Below are 22,048 nucleotides of genomic sequence, written 5' to 3' on the forward strand. Positions count from 1 at the left end.
CGAACCTAACTTATCGTGTTGTGGCATTCAGCCACTCATTCACCCAAGCCTTGCGATTGGTAGCCACATCGCCAGCTGGTAAAGTAAGCACCTTAGTAGGTTGTAATGCGCTATCAAACGCCGCTGGCAACGCCTCATTTAACTTAACAACAGGCAACATCCAGTTACCAGTCGCCACCGTTGATTGAAATCCAGGCTCCAGAATAAACTGCATGAAACGTTTCGCCAATTCAGGATTAGGCGCACTTTTCATCATGGCTGCCACTTCAATCTGTGGATAAAGCCCTTCACTGGCCTGCGCCGCTTTATACTTCGTGACGCCTTCCGCGACGATATGATAAGCCGGAGATGTGGTGTAACTCAGCACGACATCAGCCTCCCCTTTTAAGAACAAACCATACGCATCTGACCAGCTCTTCGTCACAGTAACGGTATGACTTGCTAACCGACCCCACGCCGCTGCGGCGTCATCGCCGTAGACCGATTTCATCCATAACAACAAACCTAAACCCGGCGTGCTGGTTCTAGGGTCTTGATAAATCACTCGTAGGTTTTGATTATCAACAATGTCTTTAAGGCTTGTAGGGGGATTTTTTAATATTTCAGAGTTATAAACAAAGGCAAAGTTGCCCTGATCAAATGGTACGAACACGTTATCCTTCCAACCACCAGCAATGGTCACAGCAGACGTGTTAACATCATGTTCAGCAAGCAAACCACTCTTTTTCGCCGCTTCCATTAAGTTCAGATCTAGACCTAACAACACATCAGCCTGAGAAGACTTCCCTTCAAATTGAGCTCGAGACAAAATACCAACAGACGAATCCAGTGCCACGAAATTCAGCTCACAACCGCATTCTTTCTCAAAGTTGGCTTTTATTTTTGGGCCTGGACCCCAGTCAGAGGCAAAAGCGTCATACGTATAAACATTAAGCGTTTCTGCCGCCAACGTAGCAGAAGAAAATGCCACGCCTAAGGTTGCACTTAACGTCATTAAGGAAGTGGTGAGAAGGGTACTAAAGGAAAGTTTTTTCAAGGTGTCGCTCCTAACAATAAGTGAGCGGCGTACAGGGAAATGGCAAGGTACGCTTATCAAGAGTACTGCTTTCAATCTACGATATTACTGTAGCGAAACTTGCTATCTCGATTCCTACGCCAGCATAATCTGGATCAGGTTCGGTGGGTTAGCGATTAATTCGCTTCTCAGCTTCTGTCTTCTTAATATAAGACAAAGCACCCCATGAGATAATGTACCTTCATTGTAAAGAGTCCCTCAGCGGAAGTCTATTTCCGCAAGAACCCGAGTCACTGCACCTTGATTCTTCTCAGCAAAACGCAACGCTATTTGCCCTAGCCGATATCGCTGAGAAGATTGACCAGCAAGAGTAACAATAGCACGTTGTAATTGCGCTTCATCCTGACATTGCACGGCGCCATTTACTTGCAACAATTGATTCGTGATATCTAAGAAATTAAAGGTATGAGGCCCAACAAGAATCGCTTTACCCAGTAATGCAGGCTCGATGGGATTATGCCCACCGCGCTTAATCAAACTCCCACCAACAAAAGCGACATCACAAGCTTGATAATAATTCATCATTTCGCCCATAGAATCCCCAATCACCACATCAAAATCACACCATTGATCTGGTGGCGTTTGACTGCGTAGCGCAACTCGCTCAAAAGACTGCTTCGCCGAAGCATAAACCGCACCAAAGCGTTCAGGGTGACGAGGAACCAATATTAATAAAGCGTCTGGATACTTTGGTAAAAGCGCCTTATGTATACGCAATAACATGTCGTCTTCGCCATGATGAGTACTTCCCCCCACCCAGACAAAACGCGAACCAAGCTGTCGACGCCAATTAGCCTGTAAAACCTCAGGAGCAACCGCGAGGTCAAATTTAATACTTCCGGTAACCAATACTTTTTTCGCACCAAGCGCCTCAAAACGAGCGGCATCCGCTTGCGCATGGGCTAAAAAACTATCAGGGAATTTAAATAAAGGGCGAGAAACAAGAGAGAGTTTTTTATAGCGCTGAAAGGAACGATCGCTCAAACGGGCATTCACGACATCGATACGTAAACCACACCGCTTAGCGTGTTTTAATAGATTGGGCCAAAGCTCTGTTTCAATAATCAATAGATGTTTGCAGTCCAGTTTCTTCAGCGCCCTGCTAACACTGCTGCTCCAGTCCATCGGCAAATATCTATGCTCAGCAAAAGGAAACTCTTTGCCTACTTGCTCTGCGCCTGTTGGCGTCATGGTGGTAATTAAAAGACGGCTCGCAGGGAATTTTTCTCGCCATTGGAGTACCAGTGGTCGAGCCGCAAGAACTTCTCCGACCGAGGCACAGTGAATCCAAAGGTCAGCCTCAACCGCAGGCCAAAAGCCCAAAGCCTCTTGCGCTCGATAATGTGAGTACGTTTTTTTAAATCGTCGAATTTTTAATAAAATTAACGGCGTAAATAAAACCAATAACGCTTGATACAGCCACATAATTAAGCCGGCGTTTCGCTAAATTGTTGATTATGAAGTTGCGCATAAGCCCCGTTCATCGCCAGCAACTCGCTGTGTGAGCCTTGCTCAATAATCTCACCATGATCAACCACGGCAATGATGTCGGCATTTTCTATGGTCGATAAGCGGTGGGCAATAGCAATGGTTGTTCGATTCGCCATTAAACCATCCAATGCAACCTGAATAGCTCGCTCTGATTCGGTATCCAACGCAGACGTTGCTTCGTCCAGAATTAAAATAGGCGCGTTTTTTAAAATGGCTCTCGCAATAGCTATACGCTGACGCTGACCACCCGATAAAAGCACACCATTTTCACCAACCATGGTGTCTAGTCCATGGTCAAGCTCTTGAATAAAGTCCCAAGCATTCGCTGCTTTAGCCGCTTCAATAACCTCTTTATCACTGGTGTCACGCAAAAAACCGTATGCGATATTGTCCCGAATTGTACCATTAAAGAGCACAACCTGTTGATTTACCAAGGCTATATTAGAGCGCAGCTCTGTCAGTTTATAATCATTGAGGAAAACACCATCAATGTTTAATTGACCATCATCAAAGTCGTAAAAACGAGGAATCAAATTTGCCATAGTGGATTTACCACTACCAGAACGTCCAACCAGTGCTAAGGTTTTCCCAGCAGGTAAGGACAAAGTGATATTTTTCAGCGCCAATTTATCCGCACCGGGATATTTAAATGACATAGAACGCCACTCAATATTTCCTTTCAAACGTGCCGCTGGTGTTTGCCCCTTATCCACTTCTTCCGGTAAATCTAAGAAGTCAAAAATGCTGTAAGACGCGGCAATGCCTTTTTGCAAAATACTGTTCACATCGGTTAACTGGCGAATAGGCTTACCTAACATCCCTGCCGCAGTAAGAAAGGCAATAAAGTCGCCAGGAGACATATGAGAACTAATCGTTGGGCTCAAAGCAAACCATACTAAAATGGCCATCATTATTGCTAAGATAAACTGAACAATAGGAATATTTAGCGACTTAGTCATTTCCATTTTCAGCTGGGAACGGCGATTTTCATTTGCCGCGCCACGAAATCGCTCGATTTCATATTCACTGCCACCAAATATTTTAACAACTTCGTGCCCTTTAATGGCTTCAGAAGCGACATCTGTAACGCCACCCATCGCATTTTGAATGCGAGTGCTCAATTTACGAAAACGCTTAGAAGCATAAGAAACAACCAAGCCAATGAGAGGAACAACCAACAGAAACAACAAAGACAAACGCCAGTTCATGTAAATCATGTAACTCAATAAACCAACGACCGTTAAACCTTCTCGTAGCAGCACTCGTATTGCCTGAGTAATAGAACCAATTACTTGCTCCGTGTCATACGTCAGTTTGGCCAATAAGCGACCAGTAGGAATAGAGTGGTAATAATTAGAAGGAAGAAGCACCAATTTATTAAACATACTGGTGCGTAAATCGAATACGACATTATTCGCTACTTTCGCCATAAAGTAGTTACCCAAGAATGTCCCTACACCTCGAGCAATAAAAACCCCTAAAATTGCCAAAGGAATCATTAATCGGCTATCAGAAATATTCCCTGCGGAGACAACATCCACAATATGCTTTAACAAAGCCGCTAGAGCAGGCTCCATCGCGGCATAAATAACGTAACCCAAAATACTTAGCAGCAAATACACCCAAGAAGAACGAACATAGCTGAGTAAGCGCAGGTAAACCTTCATGCCGGAAACGGGTATTATTGGTGTTTCAGTTTCAGCCTCAATATTTTCTTTATCTTGCATTTACAGATTCGCTTTTTCGATAATAGCTGTGGTTGAATAACCATCTACAAAAGTCAGAACTTTCACTTCGCCGCCATGAGCCAATACATGATCAGCGCCAACAATTGTCTCTATGGTATAGTCTCCGCCTTTAACCAGTACATCTGGCGTTAGGAATTCAATTATTTCTTTTGGTGTGTCTTCATCAAACCAAGTAACCCAATCAATCGCTCCCACCCCTTCAAGTACAGACATGCGGTGAACCAAATGATTTATCGGGCGTTTTTCCCCTTTGAGGCGCTTCACTGATGCATCGGTATTGACCGCAACAATCAATCTATCTCCAAGCGCTTTAGCCTGTTTCATGTAAGCGATGTGTCCAGGGTGAAGAATATCGAAACAACCGTTTGTAAAAACAATTTTTTCACCGTTCATTTGCGCCAACTTAATTTGTGCGAGCAAGTCATCAGGTGAAAGCACGCCAAAATTCGATGTGTGCGAACGCTGAAACATGATGGCCTCTAATCGCTCAGCACTGATAGATGCCGTGCCTAATTTCCCAACCACATAACCCGCTGCCTGATTAGCGTATTCGACTGCATCTATAAAGCGTTTACTGGTAACATAAACAGCCGTTAAAACCGCCACAACGGTGTCGCCAGCGCCAGTAACATCAAAGACTTCTTTTGCAGCCGTCGCCAATGAAAAAGGCGGTTTGTCATCACTCAGTAAAATCAAGCCATCTTCACCACGAGTCACGAGCAAGGCCTTCCAGCCAAACTGCTTACGAAGCGCTGTCGCTTTCTCTTCTAACTCTTTCGTTGAGCTGCATTTACCCACAATCGTTTCGAACTCAAGTAGGTTTGGTTTAACCAACGTAGCTCCTCGATAAATCGAAAAATCATTGCCTTTTGGGTCAACAAAACTAGGGACATTCGCTGTATTTGATAAGGCAATAAGAGTCTGAACATCGGCAAGACACCCTTTTGCATAATCTGAAAAAATAACCGCATCCGATTCAGGCAGGCACTCTTCTACAACACTTGCTAGCGCCTCATTCTGAGAAAGACTGTCTTCGCGCTCTTCAAAATCCAAACGGATAAGTTGTTGATGGCGGCTCATCACTCGCAACTTTGTAATCGTTGGCAGATTTTCAGAACGAACAAATCGGCACGTAACGCCCACTTCTTCCAAGCAACGCGCTAAAATATCCGCATTTTCATCATTACCGACCACACCAACCAGTGTCACCGACACGCCTAACTTGGCTAAACCAAGTGCAACGTTCGCAGCCCCACCAGGGCGATCTTCAATATTGGACACTTTCACCACTTGAACGGGTGCTTCAGGAGAAATACGAGAGGTGCCACCATGCCAGTAGCGATCTAACATTACGTCCCCAACGACGAGGATGTGTTTGTCTTTAAAATTCAGATACGAAGAGTTCATAGGCACATAATAATCGATTTTTAGAGTCGCTCATCTTATCATACTCCCTCACCAAGTTGGACATACCTAAAACATACGAAATAAGGCTTTTATACTATGCTGAATTCCGCTCTATTATCTAGCCAATCATTCTTATTTGATGAGCTACTAAGCAACTGGTCGCTTTATGGCATCAATCAAGAACAAGGCTTTAGCTATGAAAGTATGACTCACGACTGGACAAAAAACTCAGTGGGACGAATTCGCCTACTTACTCAATGCCGACAACTCTATACCTTTAGCCATGCATGCCAGATAAAAAACACACCCAAATGGCAAACAACATTAACACCACTTTTCGACTTCATCACCTCGCATTACTTCCTTGATGAACGCTGGATTTTTTCGTTAAACGACGACCTTTCTGTAAAAGACAAACAGTCTGATGCGTATGCTCTCGCCTTTGTTTTATTAGCGTTTAGTCACTACTATCAAGTAACAAAAGATGATCGCGCTCTTCAATATATGAAAAAAACACACCTTTTTTTGCTAGAAAACATGCAAGCAGAGTCTGGTGGTTTTTATGAGGCGCACCCTGTCGACACCAACCAAATTCGCCGACAGAACCCACACATGCACTTGCTAGAAGGCTATATTGCAGCCTTTAACACTACGCAAGATAGCGATTATAAAGACACGATTAAATCGCTTCTCTCGTTGTCTATTCAACACTTCTATCACAAAGACACAAAAACACTGCGTGAATTTTTTAGCTCAGATTGGCATCTTCATCCTGACACGGGTAATCAAGTAGAACCAGGCCATCACTTCGAGTGGGTATGGTTACTTTATCAGGCTAATAAAATACTACCCAACTCCGACTATACCGAGTTAGCTCAGCAATTATGGTTAACGGCCACTCGTCACGGATTCGCAAACAATGGGGGTATTTATAACCAAATAGACGGCAACAACTACCAACCCATTGATAGAGAAAAACGCGTCTGGCCGATCACAGAATACCTTAAAGCAATAACCGTCATCCCTATTGGCAAAGAAGAAAAAATAGACCACTTAGAGAAGGCTCTCGACTTTACTCAGCAACACTATTTTTTAAAAAATGGTCGATGGAATGAGTATCTCAACGAAGACAATACACCAAAAGACTTTCCGCTCCCCGGAACCAGCAGCTATCATATTTTTCTCGGCCTAACAGAAGTGGTAGCATGGGCAAAAGCGAACAATGGTTTTCAGGATTATGCTTAAGTTTGGCTTACTGATCATCTTAGGCAAAACCTCAAAAGACAACGCCTCCCACATTAGGATAAATGTATTATGTATATAGTTACTGGCGGTGCCGGATTTATTGGCAGCAACATCATCAAAGCGTTAAATAAAAAAGGCATCAAAGATATCCTTTTAGTTGACGATTTAACGGATGGAAAAAAGTGCCTTAATCTCTCTGATCTGGATATTGCAGACTACATGGATATGTATGATTTTCTAGATGCGATTAAGAACGATACGCTAGGCATTAAACCCATTGCCATTTTCCATGAAGGAGCCTGCTCCGCCACCACCGAGTGGAATGGTAAATTTGTGATGGATGTCAATTACCAATACTCAAAAGCCGTATTGGACTTTTGCCTAAAACATGAAGCGCCCTTTTCCTATGCGTCTTCAGCTTCTGTTTATGGTTCAGGCCCTGTTTTCCAAGAGTCTCGTGAAAACGAAAAACCTCTTAATATGTACGCATATTCCAAATTTCAATTTGATCAATATATTCGCGCCGTTCTGCCTAAGGCAAAAAGTCAGATTGTTGGCTTTCGTTACTTCAATGTCTACGGGCCTCGAGAGCAACATAAAGGCAGCATGGCTAGTGTTGCCTTTCACCTTCGAAACCAAGTACTCGCTGATGAAAATCCAAAATTATTTGGGGCTTATGACGGCTATGAAGCAGGTGGCCAAAGCCGTGATTTTATTTATGTTGAAGATCTGGTTAATACCAAACTTTGGTTCCTAGAGAATTCAGACAAGTCTGGTATATTTAACCTAGGTACCGGCAAAGCAGAACCATTTAGAACCATTGCTGAAACCGTTATCGGACATTATGGGAAAGGCGAAATCGAATACATCCCTTTTCCAGAACATTTAAAAGGTGCCTATCAAAGCTTTACCGAAGCCGATATAACCAAATTACGGGGTATTGGTTACACAGGGGATTTCCGCGGATTAGCGCAAGGCGTTCAAGATTATCTAGGTTGGCTCGACTCGAATGGCTAAATATTTAATTGTTGGCCCATCTTGGGTTGGCGACATGGTGATGGCGCAAAGCCTTTTTATTACGCTAAAGCAGCGTGATGAAGAAGCAATCATCGATGTCATCGGTCCAAATTGGTCATCGCCTATTTTGGCCAGAATGCCAGAAATAAGAAATGCAATTACCCTACCCACAGGCCACGGTGAATGGGGAATCGGCACGCGCCGTAAACTAGGTCATTCGCTACGTTCGGAGCATTATGATCAAGCAATCATAATGCCTCGTTCATGGAAGTCTGCACTGGTGCCTTTTTTTGCCAATGTTCCACATCGTGTGGGCTTTACAGGCGAACAACGCTATATTTTGCTGAACGAACATCGTAAGCTGGATAAAAGTGTTTTAAATCAAACGGTAAAACGCTTTACATCCTTAGGCGTTCCCAAGGAACTGGCTTACCCGCCCACAGACATACCATCACCCTCTTTGCGTGTTGACCCAGAAAACCAAAAAAGCCTTTATCAACAACACAACCTATCGAACAGACCAGCTATCGCCCTTATGGCCGGCGCAGAATTTGGCCCTTCTAAACAATGGCCTATCGCCTATTTTTACGAATTAGCCAAAAGCGCCATTGAAGCGGGTTACCAAATTTGGGTATTAGGCGGGCCAAAAGACCAAAGCGACGGAGACAACATTGTTGAGCATCTTGGTGAATTTGCCGTCAACTTATGCGGAAAAACACAACTGGTGGACGCTATCGACCTACTAGCGGCCGCTAAAAAAGCCGTCAGCAATGATTCAGGTTTAATGCACATTGCCGCCGCGGTCGGCACAGAGGTCCATGGTATTTATGGCTCCACCAGCGAACTATTTACACCACCACTCACTGATAACAAGACCATTCATAATCTCCACCTTGAGTGCTCTCCATGCTTTAAACGAATTTGCCCATTAGAGCATACAAACTGTCAGAACCAACTTACTCCTGACATGGTGATAAAGGCTGTCGTCTGATGATGAATCTTGTATTACTTAGAAATAGGCCCCATCTTGGCGCTCAAATAACAACGATTCCGGTATTGGCTCACTTCAGCCAGAATTACTGTCATCAAGAACCTCTCATTCTTTCATCAAAAAGCAATGTAGCTTGGATTTATAACCAACTACCTTGGGTAAAAGAGTGTATTGATTCAAATAGTAAGATTGAAGAGCTGAAAGCACTAAAAAGCACTCATCGTTTACTTAACTTAAGACCAAGCAACCGTCTGTCAGTTGTGTTATACGCGCTGTTTAAAAAAGGGCGCTGTTTTGACTTCGTTAAAACCGCCTTCTTAGCCAACCTAACATCGGAGAAACATAACGTTTTATGTGAAGCGGAGTATCGGGCATTAGGGTACCTAAAGGTTTTCATCAAAGATGAGCAGGCTTTGTTACCAGCCCTTGCCGCGCCTTTCTTCACACTAATGCAAGCATCAACACTTAATCTAAAAAAAGCAGAATTGAATATACTAATGATGCCCGGTGGCGGTGCTGGAGAGATTAAAAAATGGGGCATTGATCATTTTATTGCGGCTGGTGAAGCCATTGCGAATACACTAAAAAGAACATGCCATATCCATATTTTATTAGGTCCTGATGAAAAAGAAGAAATTCATTACGTAAAAAAACTGGGTGACTCTAACCATTTGTCTCTGCATGTAAACCTTCCTCTAAAAGATATCGCAAAACTAGTGGACAACTGTGACTTAACCATAGCAAATGATTGTGGCCCATCTCATATAGCTCAATGCATGCAGAAACCCTACATAGGCCTTTTTAGAGAGCCAAATACGGAATGGTTCCTCACTCATCCAAAGTCGGTTAAAGTGCTCCCACAAAAAGGGCATGACATAAAAACAATTACCACCAAAAGCGTGACGGAATGCGCTGTTAACTTATTAAAGAGCCAAGCATGAAAATTTCAGGCAACATCATTACTCTCAATGAAGAAAAAAACATCGCGGCTTGTATAGAATCAATGCAAACTGTTTGCGATGAAATTATCGTGGTTGACTCAGGAAGTACTGATAATACCATTGAGATCGCAAGGCGTTTAGGTGCAACCATCATCAATCAACCTTACTTAGGCGATGGTATCCAAAAAAATGTCGCACTGAACCATACTCAAAACGCTTGGGTATTAAGCCTAGATGCGGATGAACGCTTAACACCAGAAATGACACTCGCTATTCAGCAACTAAGCTTAGAATCCACCAGTCTTGAAGGCTATTCATTTCGTAGACAAAACATGATTGGTAATCGATGGATTAAACATTGCGGTTGGTATCCTGATCGTTGCATTCGATTATACAATACAGAAAAAACACGTTTTGCCGATGTAAAACAGCACGCCAGTGTACAGACTAAAAAAATCAAACACATCGATGCTGACATTATTCACTTTTCATTTAAAAATATTGGTGAATTATTTGCCAAGCCCGGTCGTAACTTCAGCGGAAGAGCCGCTAAAATTATGTATGCAAAAGGAAAACGAGCCAACTCTTTCTCTCCTTTTACCCATGGCCTAAATGCTTTTATCCGTAAGTATATTTTTCAGCGAGGATTCATGGGCGGCGTAGATGGAATGACGGTAGCGTTAAGTGCAGCCGTCAATAGCTACCTAAAATACGCAAAACTGCTCGAATACCAGCGAGATCCTAGCGTCACAAAACAAGATGACTTCAAAAATATTTGGTAATAAAACAGGCGACACACTTTGAGCAAAACGTTAACCGTACTTCATGTAAATCTGGCCAAAGGCTTCCGCGGTGGAGAAAGGCAAACTGAGCTTCTCATTAGGGCTCTGTCCAAGCACTTTAAAACCAAACAACTACTTGCTTGCCGCGATAACTCACCTCTTCGCTCAAGGCTTGAAGACGTTGAAGGCCTGACATTCGTTACAGCAAACCATCAGTTATCTGGTCACTATTCAACACCTTATGTTGATATCGTTCATGCACATGAAGCCAAAGCCGTTCATTGGGCTTATCTACACAAAGTACTAAAAAATACGCCCTACATTATTACTCGGCGAGTCGACACACCCATCAAAGAAAAATGGTTCAACCAAAAAACGTATCGTAATGCATCAGCATTGGTGGGCATATCCACTATTATTGCAAACCAAATTCGCGATAAGCAATGGGGAGAGGTCGATCAAATACCCAGCACATTGGCCCACTTAAATACCGACAAAAAACAAGGTGAAGCCTTCCGAAGTGCTTTTCTGGGCAAAATCATCGTTGGTCATGTAGGTGCGCTCGTTGATAAGCATAAGGGCCAAAAGGTTCTTATTGAAGCTGCCAGCCTATTGGAAGAAAGTCATCCGAATTTACATATTGTCTTTTTCGGAGACGGTGCAGACAAAGATGAGCTTGAGTCTTTATCCAAAGGAAATAAAAATATTACATGGATGGGGTTTAAACCAAAGATTGGGGACTATTTACCATTCTTTGATCTCTTTGCCTTCCCCTCTCGGAATGAAGGTTTGGGCTCGACTCTATTAGATGTAATGGACGCTGGTGTACCTATCATTGCCTCTAATGTCGGCGGCATTCCAGACATTGTTATTGACAACGAAACAGGGATACTTGTCGCACCAAACGATAGCTTAGCGCTGAAAGAGGCCATAATAAGACTCTCTGAAGACAAAGAGCTTCAAGCAACCCTGATTGAAGGCGCAAAAAAACAACTCGAAAACTACACTCCACAAAGAATGGCAGAAAGTTACTTGTCACTCTATGAAAAAATAATAGCCCGAGACTAAAAGTCTCAAGCTATTATTCTAAAGAGAAAATGAATTTTATTAGCCTATCTATTTTCTAAAACGACTCACACTTTCTAGTGCTTCTTTTAAATAGACATAGTTAGGCTCTGCCTCCTTTTTTATTCGGTTGGTTAGGTCATATATTGTATATTGACCACCAGCACCCACTTCCAAAATAGTGTCATGAGTAATCATCGCATAGCCAGCATAACTTGAAGACAACACCCAGTCTCGATTCTCAGCTTTATCCAAAAGATCAATGCCTCCTGAATAAGCTTCCAAAGGGCTTGTGACGCCAAGATAATGTTTCATTAATGTTGGTATAACGTCTTCATGGCTCGTTATAGATGGCCTCTCTTTCCCCTGTAATTTCATTTTGATATCAGGTCCAACCATCACAAAAGGTACATGAGTTTGTGCTGCCGTAAAGTTACTATTATGCCCCCAGTAGTTTAATTTGTTGTCATTCAATTCTTGAGCATGGTCGCCAGTAATAATCACCACCGTATTATCAGCATCGCCCGTTGCTCTCAATTCATCAAATACCTTCTTAGCCAAATCATCCACATAGCGAACACTCGTTTTATAGCGATTCATAAATCGAGTTGGGTCCGTATCCTTATTGAGAGCTAAGTAATTAACTGCATCCAACATAGGTTCATATTTTTTATCATAATCTTGTGGGAAATCGTAGCCGTGTGGGGCATCGTAAAAAAGAAACGAAAAAGCGGGCTTAGATTTATCTCTATGTTGATACCACTGCAACCAATCCTCTGTTAGGTTTTTATCTCTTTCAGAAGGAGAGCGCCCTTCAGACCTTAGACGTAGGTTGCTCACTTTAGTAAAAACAGTTTGATTAAACTCAGGGTCAGTTAAAGAAGCAGAAGTGAAAATACCTAATTGATAATCCAATGCTTGAAGACGGTCCATAAAAACAGGCGATTTCTGATTAGATAACATATTTTGCCAATACGTTCCTGGCAAGCCATAAAAAAGACCAAAGATCCCTGTTCGAGTCGCATTTCCTGTGGATATATGATTTGTAAAGGAAACACCACGTTGAGCATAAGCCAATATATTGGGTGAATTTTCGGCATTAAAAGTATCAAAGCGCCAAGAATCTACCACTAAAAACATGAGATTAACGGGCTTATTAACCGCGACCGTGCTCAATTTTTCAGTAGGGTAATTAAGATTACTACTTATTTTTAAGGACAGTGCTTTTTTCTGTTCTAAGGATTTCTCATCAATCCAGCCATATTTCCGCATTAACCCATTTGCCGTAGCGGGCTGAAAAAGGGGTAAATAACTTTTACTTATAGTAACGGGCTGATAAGCGTTTGCTGATGCCCATATATGAATAAAATTGCTTATAAAAAAACACAAGACAAACAAGAATACAAAATACCTTTTTTTACCCCACAGCCCTGAGCGGGCACTCAAAAAATGAAGTAAAAAATATTCGATTGCAAATATAAAAAGAAAACTAAAAATTGCAACAAGCCAAGTAACGATGGAAAAATCAACTACATCGCCGGATAACACCAACTTAAGAACGACCTCATTGATATGAAAACGATATTGAGCAAAAACAAATGTATCGATTAAAAGAACAAACAGAAACGCCGACGATAGAAAACTAACGATCAAATAAAATAGTCGTCTTGATAAAAAGGTAAAAAAGAACGTAAAAAGGCCAAGAATCCCACCTAGCAATGCCATTTGCCCTATTAAGCTTGTGACAATAAAAGATGCGCCTAATATGTCAGTAGGAAACTCTGGTAAGAATGAGAAATACCTAATAGCTAAAAGAGCAGAAAAACCTATATTTATTATTAAAAAACAACTAAAAACAGAACGTCTATTTCCAAAAGTCATAATGCAAACCTAGAACATCATTTTAAATATTAAAACCAGAGATCAAATCAAGAATCTACACCAAATAAATCACGTGTATACACTTTGTCTTTTACATCTAACATATCATCCGTCATTCGATTCGCGACGATCACATCTGACATATTTTTAAACTCTTCTAGGCTTTTAATCACTTTAGAGTTAAAAAAATTATCTTCCAGAAGAGCGGGCTCATATACAACGACTTCCACGCCTTTGGCTTTAATTCGCTTCATGACACCTTGAATGGCAGAAGCCCTGAAATTATCTGAACCCACCTTCATCACCAATCGGTAGATTCCTACTATCTTAGGGTTATCTTTAAGAATAGATTTCGCCACGAAGTCTTTTCTTGTTACGTTAGCATCAACAATCGCTCGAACGAGGTTGTTAGGAACCTTGTCATAATTAGCAAGCAGCTGCTTCGTGTCTTTTGGTAAACAATAACCGCCATAACCAAAGGAAGGGTTGTTGTAATGGCTTCCTATACGAGGATCAAGCCCCACTCCTTCAATAATCTGACGGCTATCTAACTGATGGGATTCTGCGTAGCTATCCAACTCATTAAAAAAAGCAACTCGCATCGCCAAATAGGTATTAGCAAACAACTTAATAGCCTCAGCTTCTGTGGAACCAGTTAGCAGTATGTCTATGTTCTCTTTTTCTGCCCCTTGAGCAAGGAGGTTAGCAAAGACTTTTGCACGATCAGACTCTTCACCGACCACAATACGAGAAGGGTATAAATTGTCATACAGCGCTTTACCTTCGCGTAAAAACTCAGGAGAGAACAAGAGGTTGCTCGTTAAAAAACGCTGACTGGCTGATTTTGTAAAACCGACAGGAACCGTCGATTTTACGATCATAATAGCATTAGGGTTGATGCGTATAACGTCCTGAATTACGGACTCAACATGGCTGGTGTTAAAATAATTAGTCTCTGGATCATAATCTGTCGGCGTCGCAATGATCACGTAATCTGCACCTAGATAAGCCTCTTCCTTGTCTAGCGTGGCGATAAAATTAAGATTTTCTTCAAGGAGATAGCGTTCTATGTCTCGATCTTCAATAGGTGACAGCTTCTTATTAAGCATGTCCACCTTAGCGGCAACAATGTCCAATGCAACCACTTGATTATGCTTTGCTAATAACAGGGCATTAGAAATCCCCACGTACCCTGTGCCTGCCACTGCTATTTTCATTAAGTTATACCTTATATTTAAAGATAGAAATCGTGTTCAAAAGACGCTATTTTACAGCTTGAATCGTATTAAAAAATGCTAAATTATACTTTTTTTCTTAATTACATAAAGAAAGACAGCAAATAAAGAACACCTCAGCTAATCTTAATAAAAAACAAGGAGTTCCATATGAAGTTTGAACTGGTAGATCGTCAAGGTTACATCCCTGATCTTAACTATGGCACCTCAGGACAAGAACTTTCCTGCTTTATTCCTAGCGATTATCCCTTCCAGCAAGTCAGCTACAATAACGGTGAAGGCGAGGTCATCATTGATAAACACACATGGCATTTTTTCTTTACTCAAGAGGGGATCGGCATTCAATTAGTAGATGGGGTTGTCTCCTTAAAAGAAGCGGAACATTTTTTACTTTCCATTAAGTCGCACATTTGGGGTGAAACACACCAAGAAGTACAAATCTTCATGGCAGGGGTCACTCAAAAATAAACGGCTGTCGCCCTTCTCGTACGAGAAGGGCTATTCTCCCTACTGAGCAACAGCGCGCAACATTCTCTTCGACCACTGACTCCAAGACCCTACGTACACTTGATTAGCCTCTATTCCGGCATAATTCAACGCTAAAACATTATGACACGCCGTAACACCGGAACCGCAATAGTACACATACGCATCACTACTACTCGATAGCCAGTCTTTCCATTCTACGTGCAACTGTTCAGCTGGTTTAAAGTAACCGTCTGCGTCTAGGTTATCCGTAAAAGGACGGTTAATCGCTCCTGGAATGTGCCCCGCGACAGGATCCAGCGTTTCATTTTCGCCATTAAAGCGATCCGATGCTCTAGCGTCCACCAACTGAAATTGATTTGTTTCGAAGTTTTCAACAATAGACTGCTCAGCAACACTCCAAGGAAAAGAAACGTTAATCGGGTGCAACGTAACCTTTGCTGTTTCAGATAGTAATGAAACGTCTCTCCCCTCTTTCAACCATGCTGGAAAGCCACCATTTAAAACCTGTACATCAATATTTTGTTGGCTAAGCATCCACCAAGCTCGAGCCGCAATGGCTCCGCCCATATCATCATATACAATCACTTGACTGGCAGAATCAATCCCCCAAACTTGCAGTTGTTTAGAAAAATCGGTTTCGTCAGGCAAGGGATGCCTACCCGTCAATTCATTTTCTGGGCCGGCAAGCTCGTGATGAACGTCGACAAAAATAGCGCTAGGAATATGCCCTTTATCATATTCTGATTGACCTTTACTGTGATCGGTTAGATAAAATCGGCAGTCTAATACAACCACATTAGACTGACCAAGCAACATGGCCAGCTCATTTGTATTTATTAGCGTTTTTAATATCACAGGCATTCCTTAGACAATCGTTGGCGATCATAAAATAGACTTTTTCTTCTTTCTTTAAATCTACTTTGATTATTCATTTTTTGCTAATATTCGCGAATATTATCTTCTTACAGAGTTTTTTATGTTGCGTATTGATCTGATCCTCACCGAGCAAGGCCTTGCAAAATCTCGCTCTCAGGCACAAACTTTTATCAGTGAAGGGCGAGTATCATACAAACAAAACGAGCAATGGATAAAAGTCACCAAACCCAGCTTAAAACTGGCCTTCGACGTTGAAGTCAACATTACCTCGAACCACGCAGATCGATATGTTTCGCGTGGCGCCCTAAAGCTCGAAGGCGCTTTACGACACACCCAACTAAACATCAAAGGTTTTCATGTATTAGATATCGGCCAATCTACGGGCGGCTTTAGCGATTGTTCTATACAACATGGCGCCGCTTGTGTCGTAGGCGTAGAAGTGGGACACGGCCAGTTAGACCCGCGCCTACGTAACAATCAAAACATCGTCTGTTTAGAAGGCGTTAATGCACGCAATTTATCGATTAAAGACCTAGGTAATCATTTTCCTGAAAACGGCTTTAATCTGGCGGTTATGGATGTATCCTTCATCTCGCAGACCAAAATTTTGCCACAATTACCTAATCTACTTAGCAAAACAGGGCATTTGATCACGCTTGTAAAGCCTCAATTTGAGGTAGGAAAGGAATTTATTGGAAAAGGCGGGATAGTGAAAGACAAGCAACGAGTAAACCAACTCGCCAAAGACATGCAAGCTTTCGTGAAAACGTTAGGGTTCGAAGTGAAATGTTATATCGACAGCCCTATAAAAGGGGGCGATGGCAATCAAGAATTTTTGCTGTGGGCAACACGAACACAAACATAACAAAAAATCGGTTCAAAGAATGTCATCGTAACCATGGAGATTATTACTGAGTACAATCTCACTCGCCTCTTTAGCCTCAAGCTCAGTAATGTAGTTTCTTGCCATGTAAAAACCCAAACACCCAAATATGACCGATCCAACCGCCTGTCCAAAGAGTATTCCTTCAGCGCCCATAAAAAGAGAAAATACAGTAATCAACGGCCATGTACCTAAGGTGGCACGACCAAAATTCAACAAGGTACTGCTAAACGGTTTGCCTAAATTATTAAAGACAGCAATCGCAATAAACAGCAAACTCTGAAAGAAAAAACTAAAGGACACAAAGGTGGCAAAAAATCGGATTAAGTCCGCACTCTCTTGTGTTGCATGGAACACAGAAACAAGCCAATCCTGCATCTGATAAAGACAAAAACACAACACTAAGCAGTAAGCAAAAGCATATATCACCGCACTGCTAATGGCACTGTGCATACGGTCAAAACGGCCTGCCCCATAGTTTTGACCCAATATAGGCCCAACCGCACCAGACAACGCAAATATCCCCCCAAAAACCACCGGAATAATACGACCTATCACCGCCACAGCGGCCACGGCATCATCACCAAACAATGAGGTATGTTCCATGACAATAGCGTTTGCCAACGGCGAAGACATATTGGTTAACATGGCAGGAATGGCAATCAGGGAAATAGGCTTAACGTCTTTAAAAAAGTCCATTAGGTCAAATTCACCTAGCATTTTATGAATGTGTACCACACCATAATAAGAGACCGCAACCATAGAGAAACGAGCAATCAAAGAGGCAATAGCAGCGCCCTGCACACCCAGTCCGAAGGCAAAAATAAAAATAGGGTCTAACAACGCATTCACTAAACCACCCACCAACGTGGCGTACATAGCACGACGAGCATCGCCTAATGCACGCATAATCCCAGAACCAATCATGCCTATCATCACGGCAGGCATACCGATCACTAGAATTTGCAAATACCCTGTCGCTAAGTCGAGAGTTCGACCTGTCGCGCCAATAGACAATAAAATATGGGGGATTTTAGGCCATAACAGCCAGACAACGGCAGAAGAAAATAAAATGCCAAACGCCAACACATTCACCGCGCGACGCTTCGCAAGCTCAATGTTGCCCTCACCGACGGCTTTTGATACTAAAGCGGTAGCAGAAATAGACACCGCAATACTCAACGAAATAGTAAAAAACATAATGGTACTGGCGAAACCTACCGCCGCCACGGCTTCTTTCTCGCCCAGCATAGAAAGAAAAAGCATGTCGACAAGGTCTACCAAAAACATGCACATCAAACCAAACGCACCAGTGGCAGACATATAAACAACATGTTTAAACGTTGAGCCTTGCGTAAGTTTTGCCGGACCAGGCATTCGTTTCCCCTAAAAATGACACATCAACTGCACGACAAACAATAAAAAACCGGACAAGCAATGCTTATCCGGTTGCGTATTTTCTCATGTATGACCTGTTGAGAAAATGCTTACTTTGAGGATAACTTAATGAAGATGGCCATTTGCTCGGTTAAACACGATTTTTTCAACATCTGTAAAGCGCTCAGCAAAATGCACTGTCATGCCTTCTTTTACCGACTCAGGTAATTCTTCAAAGTCGCGACGATTTGGTTCTGGCAAAATTATTTCGGTGATTTTACTGCGCTTTGCAGCAATAAGTTTTTCCCTAATACCACCAACCGCTAACACTTGACCGGTTAACGTCAATTCTCCGGTCATCGCCAGCCCTCTGCGTACAGGTTCATTTCTTGCTAAAGACAATAAAGCCGTTGCCATAGTGATACCAGCACTTGGCCCATCTTTTGGCGTTGCCCCTTCAGGCACATGCAAATGAACCAAACTCTTATCAAAAAACTCAGGCGCTTTTTGATAACTCTTAGCGTGAGAAAAAACATAGGAGTACGCAATCTCGGCCGATTCTTTCATGACATCCCCTAGCTTGCCGGTCAACTTCAAGCCCCGCGTTAGCTCATGGACTTTATTCGCTTCAATTGGCAAGGTTGCTCCACCCATAGACGTCCACGCCAAGCCTGTTACCACACCAACACCTTGCAGTGTTTTTTCTGGTCGGAAGTAAGGCATACCCAATAACGCTTCAACGTCTTTGACACCAACATTAATATGGTCTTTTTCGCCCGTCATTAGCTCAACAACACATTTGCGTAAAACTTTTTGCAACAACTTGTCCAGACCACGAACGCCCGCTTCACGAGCATAATGCTCAATAATATGTCGAAGCGCTGCATCGGTAATATTCAATTGTTTCTTCAGAAGCTTATTTTTCTTCAGAAGCTTAGGCCATAGATGCTGCTTAGCAATGGCTAGTTTTTCATCGCCTATGTAGCCAGAAAGTCGAATAACGTCCATTCGATCTAATAACGGCGAAGGAATGGTATCCAACTGATTTGCCGTGCAAATGAACAAGGCTTTTGATAAATCGATACGCATGTCTAAATAATGATCTAAAAACTCGCTATTCTGCTCAGGATCCAAGGCTTCAAGCAAAGAAGAGGCAGGATCACCTTGAAAAGACGAGCCCACTTTATCGATTTCATCCAACATAATAACGGGATTTTCTACCTCAACGTCTTTCAAGGCTTGTACAAATTTACCCGGTAAAGCGCCAATATAAGTCCGTCGGTGACCTTTAATCTCCGCTTCGTCACGCATTCCACCAAGGCTGAAACGATAAAACTTACGATTCAACGATTCCGCAATAGACTTACCGATGGACGTTTTACCAACGCCAGGCGGGCCGACTAGCAATAAAATACTGCCTCCCATCTCCCCTCGATGAGCCCCCAAAGCCAAGAACTCAACAATACGGTCTTTAATGTCTCCTAGACCTGCGTGATGAGATTCAAGAACATCTCGAGCCAATGCAATGTCTAAGTTGTCCTTAGAATGAACACCCCAAGGCAAAGACGTCGACCAGTCCAAATAGTTACGCGTAACGCCATACTCTGGCGACCCTGCTTCGAGAATACTCAGCTTATGCAGTTCATCTTGAATCTTGTCATTGACTGATTTGGGTAGCGTTTTACCTTCCAGTCTTGCTTTAAATGTCTCTACGTCAGACGTACGATCATCTTTTGATATGCCTAATTCTTTCTGAATAATTTTCAGTTGCTCCTTCAGAAAGAAATCTCTCTGGTGCTTACTGATTTTATCATTTACTTCTGCGCTGATTTCATTTTGTAACCGTGCAATTTCGAGTTCTTTTCTCAATAAAGTAAGCGCCAGATGCATACGAGCATGAACCGGTATCGTTGCTAGCACATCGTATAATTCTTCTGCATCCGCCGATGTAATAGAAGCGGCAAAGTCGGCCAATAAACCTGACTCATTAAATGAGAATCGACCGAGATATTGTCTTAGATCTTCACTGAATAAAGGATTCAAACGAATCAACTGTTTAATTGCATCAAGGATCGCGATGGAATACGCCTTCGATTCGTCATCATTGGATTTCACGTCATTAATATAGCGAACCCTTGCTAAATAAGGCGCTGTCTCACTAAGCCATTCAATCACTTCAAAGCGCTTCACCCCTTGAGCCAAAAATGTCAACTTATCGTTCTGTTTCTCGGCTTTGTGTACTCTTGCCACACAGCCTATCGAACGAAACTCATCCACTGAAGGCGATTTTTTCCCTTCTTTGTCGGCATAAACTAGACCAACAACTGCCTGAGGATGCTCCGCAATACGCTCTAAGGTATCCTCCCATTGCTCCGCATCCACCATCACTGGCTGAACTTGGGCAGGAAAAAAAGGGCGGCTTGAAATGGGTAAAATAAATAATGTTTCAGGTAAAACATCATCAGGTAAAGCAAGCCCTTTAGGGTCACTAATTACCACACTCTCTTCTTCGGCCATTACACTGTCTTCTTCCTGTAAATCTGAATATTGCTCGTCATCACTCATAATTAAATTCTCGATAAATCTGTGTTTGCACTTCAAAAAAACAGGATCTAAGAAAACTTATCGCTATTTTTTTATGGATTACACTCTATGTAATGACAATATTCTCGAAAACAACGGCACCTATCGTTTTTCAAAATGCTTACTCACTTCAATAAACCGACCTTAAAGACAGGATTAGTTATTTGGTCAGTACCCACTTAGTGCTATTATAGAAATCACGATTAAGATACAACTCGCTCATTTATACACCCCCCTATACACAGTAAAAAAAGGAAAGGCCAATGATCCGCGATGAACTCCTTAAGGCTTACAACGACATTTTTGTGATTAAACACCCTTTTGTTAAGCACAAGCTCACCAGCCTTCGTGATAAAAACACCAGTACACGTGAATTTCGTATGTTAGTTGAAGAACTAGGAACACTCATTGGCTATGAAGCAACACGAGATTTAGAAACCGTCGATGTTGAAATTGAAACACCATTAGAAAAAGCCATGTGTCCGGTTCTAAAAGGTAAAAAACTTTGTATCGTTACCATCATGAGAGCCGGCAATGGACTTGCTGAGGGTGTGCTCAAACTATCGCCTTCTGCACGAGTTGGACACGTCGGCCTATATCGCGATCCTGAAACAAAACAGCCTGTAGAGTACTACCTAAAAATGCCTCATTCCGTTAATGAGCGCACAATTATTGTTGTCGATCCCATGCTGGCAACAGGTAACTCGGCCATTATGGCAATCGACAAAATGAAAGAAATGGGGGCTTCAGACATCCGCTTTATCTGTCTTTTTGCTGCACCAGAAGGCATAAAAGCGTTTAAAGAAGCGCACCCAGATGTTGCTATGTATATCGGATCAATAGACCGTGGCCTGGACGAAAATGCCTATATTCGACCCGGCGTGGGTGATGCAGGCGACCGTATTTACGGCACTCGCTAAACATCATTAATCACTATTCATTAAACAAAAAGCCTCTCTTTC

At 42.4% G+C, this 22,048-nt stretch carries 18 protein-coding genes and 1 riboswitch; of the genes, 9 read left to right on the forward strand and 9 right to left on the reverse strand.

From position 1 onward, the window contains the following. Nucleotides 1-10: 10 nt before the first annotated feature. From thiB to hldE, 4 genes are all read right to left on the reverse strand, one after another. Nucleotides 11-1,036 carry a thiamine ABC transporter substrate binding subunit gene (thiB, locus tag M3I01_RS12825; protein WP_255896275.1) on the reverse strand — a complete coding sequence of 342 codons (1,026 nt, stop codon included), beginning with the start codon at nt 1,034-1,036 and terminating at the stop codon, nt 11-13. 93 nt (nt 1,037-1,129) lie between these two features. Next, a riboswitch (TPP riboswitch) is annotated at nt 1,130-1,251 on the reverse strand. Between the two features lie 22 nt (nt 1,252-1,273). Then, nucleotides 1,274-2,500: a 3-deoxy-D-manno-octulosonic acid transferase gene (locus M3I01_RS12830; RefSeq protein WP_275565110.1), complete on the reverse strand. Its 1,227-nt coding sequence runs from the start codon at nt 2,498-2,500 to the stop codon at nt 1,274-1,276. Between the two features lie 2 nt (nt 2,501-2,502). Continuing rightward, nucleotides 2,503-4,293 carry a lipid A export permease/ATP-binding protein MsbA gene (msbA, locus tag M3I01_RS12835; RefSeq protein WP_255896278.1) on the reverse strand — a complete coding sequence of 597 codons (1,791 nt, stop codon included), beginning with the start codon at nt 4,291-4,293 and terminating at the stop codon, nt 2,503-2,505. Next, the gene (gene hldE / locus M3I01_RS12840; protein ID WP_255896279.1) at nt 4,294-5,721 is read right to left on the reverse strand and encodes a bifunctional D-glycero-beta-D-manno-heptose-7-phosphate kinase/D-glycero-beta-D-manno-heptose 1-phosphate adenylyltransferase HldE; all 1,428 of its coding nucleotides are present in this window, start codon (nt 5,719-5,721) and stop codon (nt 4,294-4,296) included. It abuts the gene before it with no gap. A gap of 96 nt (nt 5,722-5,817) precedes the next feature. On the opposite strand from hldE, the gene M3I01_RS12845 reads away from it, so the two are divergent. The 6 genes from M3I01_RS12845 (at nt 5,818) to M3I01_RS12870 (ending at nt 11,765) form a co-directional block, all read left to right on the forward strand. Further along, a complete protein-coding gene (locus M3I01_RS12845; protein WP_255896280.1) occupies nt 5,818-6,966 on the forward strand; it encodes an AGE family epimerase/isomerase in 1,149 nt (382 codons plus the stop codon). A 69-nt stretch (nt 6,967-7,035) separates the two neighbouring features. Beyond that, on the forward strand, nt 7,036-7,983 hold the full coding sequence (rfaD, locus tag M3I01_RS12850; protein WP_255896281.1) for an ADP-glyceromanno-heptose 6-epimerase: 948 nt from the start codon (nt 7,036-7,038) through the stop codon (nt 7,981-7,983). Continuing rightward, nucleotides 7,976-8,974: a lipopolysaccharide heptosyltransferase II gene (gene waaF, locus M3I01_RS12855; RefSeq protein WP_255896282.1), complete on the forward strand. Its 999-nt coding sequence runs from the start codon at nt 7,976-7,978 to the stop codon at nt 8,972-8,974. Before rfaD ends, waaF begins: the two co-directional genes overlap by 8 nt. After that, a complete protein-coding gene (locus M3I01_RS12860) occupies nt 8,974-9,915 on the forward strand; it encodes a glycosyltransferase family 9 protein (RefSeq protein ID WP_255896283.1) in 942 nt (313 codons plus the stop codon). Before waaF ends, M3I01_RS12860 begins: the two co-directional genes overlap by 1 nt. Continuing rightward, nucleotides 9,912-10,697, forward strand: coding sequence for a glycosyltransferase family 2 protein (locus M3I01_RS12865; protein WP_255896284.1), 786 nt, complete (start codon nt 9,912-9,914; stop codon nt 10,695-10,697). Before M3I01_RS12860 ends, M3I01_RS12865 begins: the two co-directional genes overlap by 4 nt. Nucleotides 10,698-10,715: 18 nt before the next feature. After that, on the forward strand, nt 10,716-11,765 hold the full coding sequence (locus M3I01_RS12870; protein ID WP_255896285.1) for a glycosyltransferase family 4 protein: 1,050 nt from the start codon (nt 10,716-10,718) through the stop codon (nt 11,763-11,765). A 48-nt stretch (nt 11,766-11,813) separates the two neighbouring features. On the opposite strand, the gene M3I01_RS12875 is transcribed toward M3I01_RS12870, so the two are convergent. Together M3I01_RS12875 and M3I01_RS12880 are read right to left on the reverse strand one after the other, a co-directional pair. Next, nucleotides 11,814-13,643, reverse strand: coding sequence for a DUF3413 domain-containing protein (locus M3I01_RS12875; protein ID WP_255896286.1), 1,830 nt, complete (start codon nt 13,641-13,643; stop codon nt 11,814-11,816). Nucleotides 13,644-13,690: 47 nt separating this feature from the next. Further along, entirely contained in the window at nt 13,691-14,860 is a 1,170-nt protein-coding gene (locus M3I01_RS12880) for a nucleotide sugar dehydrogenase (RefSeq protein WP_255896287.1), read from the reverse strand. Nucleotides 14,861-15,028: 168 nt separating this feature from the next. On the opposite strand from M3I01_RS12880, the gene M3I01_RS12885 reads away from it, so the two are divergent. Continuing rightward, on the forward strand, nt 15,029-15,346 hold the full coding sequence (locus M3I01_RS12885) for a hypothetical protein (protein ID WP_255896288.1): 318 nt from the start codon (nt 15,029-15,031) through the stop codon (nt 15,344-15,346). A 39-nt stretch (nt 15,347-15,385) separates the two neighbouring features. Here M3I01_RS12885 and M3I01_RS12890 read toward each other — a convergent pair whose 3' ends face one another. Continuing rightward, entirely contained in the window at nt 15,386-16,222 is an 837-nt protein-coding gene (locus M3I01_RS12890; RefSeq protein WP_255896289.1) for a sulfurtransferase, read from the reverse strand. Nucleotides 16,223-16,343: 121 nt separating this feature from the next. Between M3I01_RS12890 and M3I01_RS12895 the strand changes: the two genes are divergently transcribed. Beyond that, nucleotides 16,344-17,108, forward strand: a complete 765-nt coding sequence (locus M3I01_RS12895) for a TlyA family RNA methyltransferase (protein WP_255896290.1) — start codon at nt 16,344-16,346, stop codon at nt 17,106-17,108. 12 nt (nt 17,109-17,120) lie between these two features. Here the strand turns inward: M3I01_RS12895 and M3I01_RS12900 are convergent, their stop codons facing one another. After that, nucleotides 17,121-18,503 carry an MATE family efflux transporter gene (locus M3I01_RS12900; protein WP_255896291.1) on the reverse strand — a complete coding sequence of 461 codons (1,383 nt, stop codon included), beginning with the start codon at nt 18,501-18,503 and terminating at the stop codon, nt 17,121-17,123. A 126-nt stretch (nt 18,504-18,629) separates the two neighbouring features. Continuing rightward, a complete protein-coding gene (gene lon, locus M3I01_RS12905) occupies nt 18,630-21,068 on the reverse strand; it encodes an endopeptidase La (RefSeq protein WP_275565111.1) in 2,439 nt (812 codons plus the stop codon). A 281-nt stretch (nt 21,069-21,349) separates the two neighbouring features. Between lon and upp the strand changes: the two genes are divergently transcribed. Further along, nucleotides 21,350-22,006, forward strand: a complete 657-nt coding sequence (gene upp, locus M3I01_RS12910) for a uracil phosphoribosyltransferase (protein ID WP_275565112.1) — start codon at nt 21,350-21,352, stop codon at nt 22,004-22,006. Nucleotides 22,007-22,048 lie beyond the last annotated feature (42 nt).

Source organism: Marinomonas maritima (assembly GCF_024435075.2).
GTDB lineage: Bacteria > Pseudomonadota > Gammaproteobacteria > Pseudomonadales > Marinomonadaceae > Marinomonas > Marinomonas maritima.

Coding starts and splice junctions, on each gene's coding strand:
- upp (WP_275565112.1), top strand. CDS start 21,350: ATGATCCGCGATGAACTCCTTAAGGCTTACAACGACATTTTTGTGATT.
- M3I01_RS12875 (WP_255896286.1), bottom strand. CDS start 13,643: ATGACTTTTGGAAATAGACGTTCTGTTTTTAGTTGTTTTTTAATAATA.
- M3I01_RS12895 (WP_255896290.1), top strand. CDS start 16,344: ATGTTGCGTATTGATCTGATCCTCACCGAGCAAGGCCTTGCAAAATCT.
- hldE (WP_255896279.1), bottom strand. CDS start 5,721: ATGAACTCTTCGTATCTGAATTTTAAAGACAAACACATCCTCGTCGTT.
- M3I01_RS12880 (WP_255896287.1), bottom strand. CDS start 14,860: ATGAAAATAGCAGTGGCAGGCACAGGGTACGTGGGGATTTCTAATGCC.
- waaF (WP_255896282.1), top strand. CDS start 7,976: ATGGCTAAATATTTAATTGTTGGCCCATCTTGGGTTGGCGACATGGTG.
- M3I01_RS12860 (WP_255896283.1), top strand. CDS start 8,974: ATGATGAATCTTGTATTACTTAGAAATAGGCCCCATCTTGGCGCTCAA.
- M3I01_RS12845 (WP_255896280.1), top strand. CDS start 5,818: ATGCTGAATTCCGCTCTATTATCTAGCCAATCATTCTTATTTGATGAG.
- M3I01_RS12865 (WP_255896284.1), top strand. CDS start 9,912: ATGAAAATTTCAGGCAACATCATTACTCTCAATGAAGAAAAAAACATC.
- M3I01_RS12885 (WP_255896288.1), top strand. CDS start 15,029: ATGAAGTTTGAACTGGTAGATCGTCAAGGTTACATCCCTGATCTTAAC.
- msbA (WP_255896278.1), bottom strand. CDS start 4,293: ATGCAAGATAAAGAAAATATTGAGGCTGAAACTGAAACACCAATAATA.
- M3I01_RS12900 (WP_255896291.1), bottom strand. CDS start 18,503: ATGCCTGGTCCGGCAAAACTTACGCAAGGCTCAACGTTTAAACATGTT.
- M3I01_RS12830 (WP_275565110.1), bottom strand. CDS start 2,500: ATGTGGCTGTATCAAGCGTTATTGGTTTTATTTACGCCGTTAATTTTA.
- rfaD (WP_255896281.1), top strand. CDS start 7,036: ATGTATATAGTTACTGGCGGTGCCGGATTTATTGGCAGCAACATCATC.
- lon (WP_275565111.1), bottom strand. CDS start 21,068: ATGAGTGATGACGAGCAATATTCAGATTTACAGGAAGAAGACAGTGTA.